Source organism: Actinosynnema sp. NPDC037264, assembly GCF_055603705.1.
The window spans coordinates 6,682-12,713 of the sequence record NZ_JBVJVK010000112.1 but is presented as its reverse complement, the minus strand read 5'-3'; the positions used below and the strand labels follow the sequence as shown (position 1 = coordinate 12,713).

4 protein-coding genes are annotated in these 6,032 nt (G+C 72.4%); 3 read left to right on the top strand and 1 reads right to left on the bottom strand.

From position 1 onward, the window contains the following. Nucleotides 1–127: 127 nt before the first annotated feature. On the top strand, nucleotides 128–2,932 hold the full coding sequence (locus ACZ7GX_RS44940) for a beta-L-arabinofuranosidase domain-containing protein (protein WP_498786787.1): 2,805 nt from the start codon (nucleotides 128–130) through the stop codon (nucleotides 2,930–2,932). Between the two features lie 105 nt (nucleotides 2,933–3,037). On the opposite strand, the gene ACZ7GX_RS44935 is transcribed toward ACZ7GX_RS44940, so the two are convergent. Next, nucleotides 3,038–4,456 carry a M1 family metallopeptidase gene (locus tag ACZ7GX_RS44935; RefSeq protein WP_498786788.1) on the bottom strand — a complete coding sequence of 473 codons (1,419 nt, stop codon included), beginning with the start codon at nucleotides 4,454–4,456 and terminating at the stop codon, nucleotides 3,038–3,040. 179 nt (nucleotides 4,457–4,635) lie between these two features. Between ACZ7GX_RS44935 and ACZ7GX_RS44930 the strand changes: the two genes are divergently transcribed. Together ACZ7GX_RS44930 and ACZ7GX_RS44925 are read left to right on the top strand one after the other, a co-directional pair. Next, entirely contained in the window at nucleotides 4,636–5,130 is a 495-nt protein-coding gene (locus ACZ7GX_RS44930; RefSeq protein ID WP_498786786.1) for a SigE family RNA polymerase sigma factor, read from the top strand. After that, nucleotides 5,127–5,924 carry a hypothetical protein gene (locus ACZ7GX_RS44925; RefSeq protein WP_498786785.1) on the top strand — a complete coding sequence of 266 codons (798 nt, stop codon included), beginning with the start codon at nucleotides 5,127–5,129 and terminating at the stop codon, nucleotides 5,922–5,924. Before ACZ7GX_RS44930 ends, ACZ7GX_RS44925 begins: the two co-directional genes overlap by 4 nt. Nucleotides 5,925–6,032: the final 108 nt, after the last annotated feature.

Below are 6,032 nucleotides of genomic sequence, written 5' to 3'. Positions count from 1 at the left end.
AGAGGCCGCGGCAACGACCCCAGCTCCCCCGCCGCCGCTTTCCGCTCCCCCTGTTCCCCCCCCCCCCCCCCCCCCCCCCCCCCCCCCCGCTCCCCTCGCAGTTCCCGTTCCCCCGGAGAGGTATCCCATGGCACAGCCCGTAGACCGGCGAGCGTTCCTCCGCGCCACGGCGGTGGCGGCGGCGACTCCCCTGGTCGCGTCCGCCGCCGCAGGTCGGGCGGTGGCGGCGGCCGAGCCCGTCGCCCCGGCGTCCGCCCTGCCACCGCCGGCGGCGTGGCGGGTCCGGCCGTTCGCGCTGGACGAGGTGGCGCTCGGCGACGGCCTCTTCGCCGCCAAGCGGGACCTGGTGCTCGACTACGGCCGCGAGTACGACGTGGACCGGTTGTTGCAGGTCTTCCGCGCCAACGCGGGGTTGTCGACGCGGGGCGCGGTGGCGCCGGGCGGCTGGGAAGGGCTGGACGGCGAGGCGAACGGCAACCTGCGCGGCCACTACACCGGGCACTTCCTCACCATGTTGTCGCAGGCGTACGCGGGCACCGGTGACGAGGTCTACGCCGACAAGATCCGCTACGCGGTCGGCGCCCTGGTCGAGGTGCGCGAGGCGTTGCGGCACGACCCGGTGCTGCGCAGCGTGCCCGGCAGGTTCGGCACGGCGGTGGAGAACCCGCGCGGCAGCTACCAGATCTTCGACCTGCCGCCGACCGTGCTGGCGGACTCACGGGCCATCACGATCTCCGCCTGGGTCAAGCCGGAGCACGACACCATGTGGTCGCGGGTGTTCGACTTCGGCAACGACGTGTCCCGCTACATGTTCCTGACGCCGCGCTGCCACCTGAACGTGCCGCGCTTCGCCATCACGCCCGACGGCCCCGGCGTCGAGCAGGTGATCGACGGCGTCGCTCCGCTGCCCGTGGGCCGGTGGAGCCACCTCGCGGTCACCATCGAGGGCACCACCGGCTCCCTCTACGTCAACGGCACGCGGGTCGGCGTGAACCCGAACATGACGCACAACCCGGCCACGCTCGGCAGACTGCGCAACCACTGGCTCGGCAACTCCCAGTTCGCCGCCGACCCCCCGTTCGCGGGCGCGTTCGACCAGGTGGACCTCTGGTCGCGGGCGCTGGGCGCCGACGAGATCGCCGCGCTCCAGCACACCCCCTCGCGGGGCGACCTGGCGTCCTACTCGTTCGACGAGACGAGCGGCTCCACGATCGCCGACGCGTCCGGGCGCGGGCAGCACGCCACGTTCCGGCGCAACTGGAGCGGCCCGAGCCACCCCGGCTACCTCGCCGCGTACCCGGAGACGCAGTTCATCACGCTGGAGTCGATGACCGCCGGCAACTACTTCGTCGTGTGGGCCCCGTACTACACCGCGCACAAGATCCTGCGCGGCCTGCTCGACGCCTACCTCAGCACCGGTGACGAACGCGCGCTCGACCTCGCGAGCGGCCTGTGCGACTGGATGCACTCGCGGCTGTCGAAGCTGCCGAAGGCCACGTTGCAGCGGATGTGGGGCATCTTCTCCAGCGGCGAGTTCGGCGGCATCGTGGAGGCGATCTGCGACCTGCACGCCATCACCGGCAAGGCCGAGCACCTGGCGTTGGCCCGGCTGTTCGACCTGGACCGGCTCATCGACTCGTGCGCGGCGGGCACGGACGTCCTCGACGGCCTGCACGCCAACCAGCACATCCCGATCCTCACCGGCATGGTGCGGTTGCACGACGAGACCGGCGAGCAGCGCTACCTGACCGCGGCGCGCAACTTCTGGGACATGGTCGTGCCGACCAGGATGTACAGCATCGGCGGCACGAGCACGGGCGAGTTCTGGCGGGCGCGCGGCAGCATCGCGGGCACGTTGAGCGACACCAACGCCGAGACGTGCTGCGCGCACAACATGCTCAAGCTCAGCCGGGTGCTGTTCTTCCACGAGCAGGACCCGAAGTACATGGACTACTACGAACGCGCGCTGTACAACCAGGTGCTCGGGTCCAAGCAGGACCGCGCCGACGCGGAGAAGCCGCTCGTCACGTACTTCATCGGACTGGTGCCCGGCCACGTGCGGGACTACACGCCGAAGGCCGGCACCACGTGCTGCGAGGGCACCGGCATCGAGAGCGCGACCAAGTACCAGGACTCGGTGTACTTCGCCAAGGCCGACGGCAGCGCGCTGTACGTCAACCTCTACAGCGCGTCCACGCTGAAGTGGGCGGCGAAGGGCGTCACGGTCACGCAGACCACGGACTACCCGGTCGAGGAGGGCTCGACGATCAACGTGCACGGCCGCGGCCGGTTCGACCTGCACCTGCGCGTGCCGGGGTGGGCCGCCGGGTTCCGGGTGTCGGTCAACGGCGAGCGGGTGCCGGGCGAGGCCGTGCCGGGCTCGTACTTCACGGTGTCGCGGACGTGGCGGGGCGGTGACACCGTGCGGGTGTCCATCCCGTTCCGGCTGCGGGTGGAGCGGGCGCTGGACGACCCGGCCACGCAGACGTTGTTCCTCGGCCCGGTCAACCTGGTCGCGCGCGACGCCCGCCGCACGTTCCTGGAGTTCGGGCTGTACCGCAACGCGGGCCTGTCCGGCGACCTGCTGCCCAGCCTGGCGCCGGTGCCGGGCAAGCCGCTGCACCACGTGCTCGACGGCGTCGAGTTCGCGCCGTTCTTCGAGGGCACGGAGGACCCGACGCACGTCTACTTCCACCGCCGTGAGCCGCGCATCGCGTTCGGCGGGCGTGATTCGGGGGTGGCGAACCCGAGCCGGGCCGACGGGACCACGTTCCTGGACGAGGTGTGGGCCGCCGCGCCGTTCCGGGCCAAGGGGCACCTGGTCCAGCGCGTGCAGGCGACCGCGACGACGTGGGTCTCGGCGGGCCTGCTCACCGCCGACGAGGCGCGGAAGGTGGTGCGCACGGCCCAGGACGCCACCTACGCGGCCTGAGGGACCCCGACACCGACACCCGAGGAGTCCTTCGCCGGCTCTCTCTCGCGGCCGAGGTGGCGGGCCGGCTGCGCGAGGCGGCACACCTCGCGCAGCCGGGCTCCGTCAGCGGCGGTTGATCCGGTCGAAAGACGCCGGTTCGCGCGTTGTCGGCACGCCGGCGATCACCGGCTTGCCCGCGCTGAACACCCACGTGCGGAACAGGTCGTCCAGGTCGCGGCCCGCGGCCTCCTCCGCGAACGCGGCGAACTCGGCCGACGTGGCGTTGCCGTGCGCCTTGCGCTCGGCCCACGTCCGCAGCGTCCGGAAGAACACCTCGTCACCGACCTCCGTCCGCAACGCGTGCAACGCCAGCGCCCCGCGCTCGTGCACCGCCGCGCCGTACAGGTACCGCGGCGTCGGGTCGGCCACGGCCACGTCCCAGATCTCGTGGTCGTCGGCGTAGTAGCGGTACGTCCAGTCCGCGATCTCCCGCGCGGTGCCCTCGCCGTTGGCCTCCGACCACAGCCACTCCGCGTAGGTGGCGAACCCCTCGCTCAGCCAGATGTCGCTCCAGCGGCTGATCGTCACCGAGTTGCCGAACCACTGGTGCGCCATCTCGTGCGCCACGACGTAGGTGTTCGGCCCGTCGCGGAACGCGCCCGCCGGGTACGCCGGCCGGGTCTGCGTCTCCAGCGGCAACGACCGGTACGGCGTGACCAGACCGCCCAGCTCGCCCATCGGGTACGGGCCGAACCTGTCCTCCAGGAACCGCACCACCTCCGGCGTGCGCTCCACGCTCTCCCTCGCCGCCGTGCCGGTCAACGCGGTCGAGTAGGCGTTGACGACCGGCTTGCCGTCGGCCGTGGTGGACCGCCGCACGTCGAACTGGCCCATCGCCAGGAACGTCACGTGCGGCGCCTGCGGCCGGTCGCCGACCCAGTGCCACGTGGTCCGGCCGTCGGCCCCCGGCTCTACACCGGCCAGCGCGCCGTTGGAGATCGCCTCCACCCCGGTCGGCACGGAGATCGACACGTCGTAGGTGGCCTTGTCGCTCGGGTGGTCGTTGACCGGGTACCACCACGGGGACATCGTCGGCGCGGCGATCGCCAGCGCGCCGTCCGCGGTCCGCCGCCACTTCGTGATCGGCGACTCCGCATGGGTCCACGACGGTGACGCCGAGTACCCCACCTCCACCGTCACCGACGCGCCCGCGGGCACGTCGCCGCCCGCCCCCACCAGCAGCTGGCCGTTGTGCTGCGCCGCGCCGACGTCACGCCCGTCCACCTTGGCCCACCGACCGGGCAGCCAGAAGTCGAAGTAGAACCCGGACATCTCCCGCAAAGTGGTCAACCGGATGGTCGCGGTGCCGGTCAGCACGTCCGTGGTCGGCTCGTAGGACAGCCGCAGGTCGTAGTGCTGGACGTCGTAGCCCTCGTTGCCGGCGCGCGGGAAGTACGGGTCACCCAGCCCCGGGCCCGGGTCGCTCGCGTGCGCCGGCGTGGCCGACAAGACCAACACCGCGACGACCAACCCGGACAGCATCGTTCTCACGTGTAATCCTCCTCCGTCGAGGGCGGGTGCGTGCGCCCTTCGTCACGAAGACGTCACGAGAGGTGATCGTGTTGCGCCGGAGAGTTCTTCGCCACGACGTGCAACGGATCGGCCGGGTTCCCCGTTGAGGAGCGTGATCACAAGCCAAGTGGCCGATCGGGAGAGCGCCGATGGAGTTCGGTGAGTACGTGGTCGGGCGGCGTCCGGCGCTGATGCGGTTCGCCACCGTGCTGACCTGCCAGACGTGGCTGGCCGAGGACATCGTCAGCGACGTGCTCGGCCGCGCCTTCGAGCGGTGGGACCGGATCTCGGTGATGGCCGAGCCGCACGCCTACGTGCGGCGGATGGTCGTCAACGAGTACCTGTCGTGGCGGCGGAGACTGGCCCGCACGTCACCGAGTGCCGAGGTCCTCCCGGACGTGCCGGTCGGCGACGGAGCCGACGACCGGGCGCAGCGGGACGCGATGATCCGCAGGCTGGCCCGCCTGCCCCGGCGGCAGCGGGCGGCGGTGGTGCTGCGCTACTACGCCGGCCTGCCCGACGCCGAGATCGCCGCCGAGCTGGGCTGCCGGGTGACGACGGTGCGCAGCCAGATCTCCCGGGCGCTCGCGACCCTCCGCGTCGACCTGACCGCCAACCCCCACGCCTACCAGGAGACGAGATGACCGACCTGCGCGCGCTCCACGACGCCTTCGAGGAACTCGAACGGCGCGCCGACGCCGCGACCGCCCGCACGTCGCTCGACACCCCGCCGCGCACGCGGGCCGCCGCGTCCCGCTCGGGCGTCCGGTTGGCGCCGATCGCCCTCGCGGCGGCCGTGGTGGCCGGTGTGGCGACCGGGGCGGTGCTGCTCGTGCCGAACAACGACCCCGTCACGCAGGCCGCCCCACCCGGCACGTCCTCGACCGCGCCTCCCGTCACCACCACGCCCGCGCCGCCGCCTCCCGCCCACGAGACGCCCGAGTTGCTGGCGGAGCGGTTGCGTGCCGTCCTCGGCGACCTGGCGACGTTCGTGGTGACGGAGACGGGGCCCGGCGCGTCGAGGTGGACCCTGCCGGACCGCCCGCCCACGGGTGCGCCGAGCAACCTGGACCCCAAGCCGACCACGGAGATCGGGTCGTCGATCGGCGGCACGCTCACCGCGGGCGGCGTGACCGGCGGCTTCGACCTGCTGATGTACCCGGGCACCGCGGGCGAGAAGGCCCAGTGCGCCCTGCCGGACGAGCCGAGCTGCACCATGCGAGAGCTGCCCGACGGCTCGTCGCTGGCCACCAGCCAGTTCGGCTTGGAGGGCTCGGGCCTGACCAACGAGGTCAAGCTCACCCGCCCCGACGGCCTCGTGTTCGTCATGCACGTCAGCAACCGCAAGTCGCCGAAGGGCCAAGGCCCCGTGCTGGGCCCGCACCCGCCGCTGACCGTCGAGCAGTTGGTGGAGATCGCCACCTCCGAGCGCTGGTGACGATCCCGGCCGGAACACCGCGTGGGGGGGGGGGGGGGGGGGGGGGGGGGGGGGGCGACGCGAGCAACGTCACCCGCCCCGCCTCGCCCATCACCCCCACCTTTTCCT

Bases quoted from the DNA above. Each gene is read 5' to 3' on its own strand.
- ACZ7GX_RS44940 (WP_498786787.1), top strand. From the start codon at position 128: ATGGCACAGCCCGTAGACCGGCGAGCGTTCCTCCGCGCCACGGCGGTG.
- ACZ7GX_RS44935 (WP_498786788.1), bottom strand. From the start codon at position 4,456: ATGCTGTCCGGGTTGGTCGTCGCGGTGTTGGTCTTGTCGGCCACGCCG.
- ACZ7GX_RS44930 (WP_498786786.1), top strand. From the start codon at position 4,636: ATGGAGTTCGGTGAGTACGTGGTCGGGCGGCGTCCGGCGCTGATGCGG.
- ACZ7GX_RS44925 (WP_498786785.1), top strand. From the start codon at position 5,127: ATGACCGACCTGCGCGCGCTCCACGACGCCTTCGAGGAACTCGAACGG.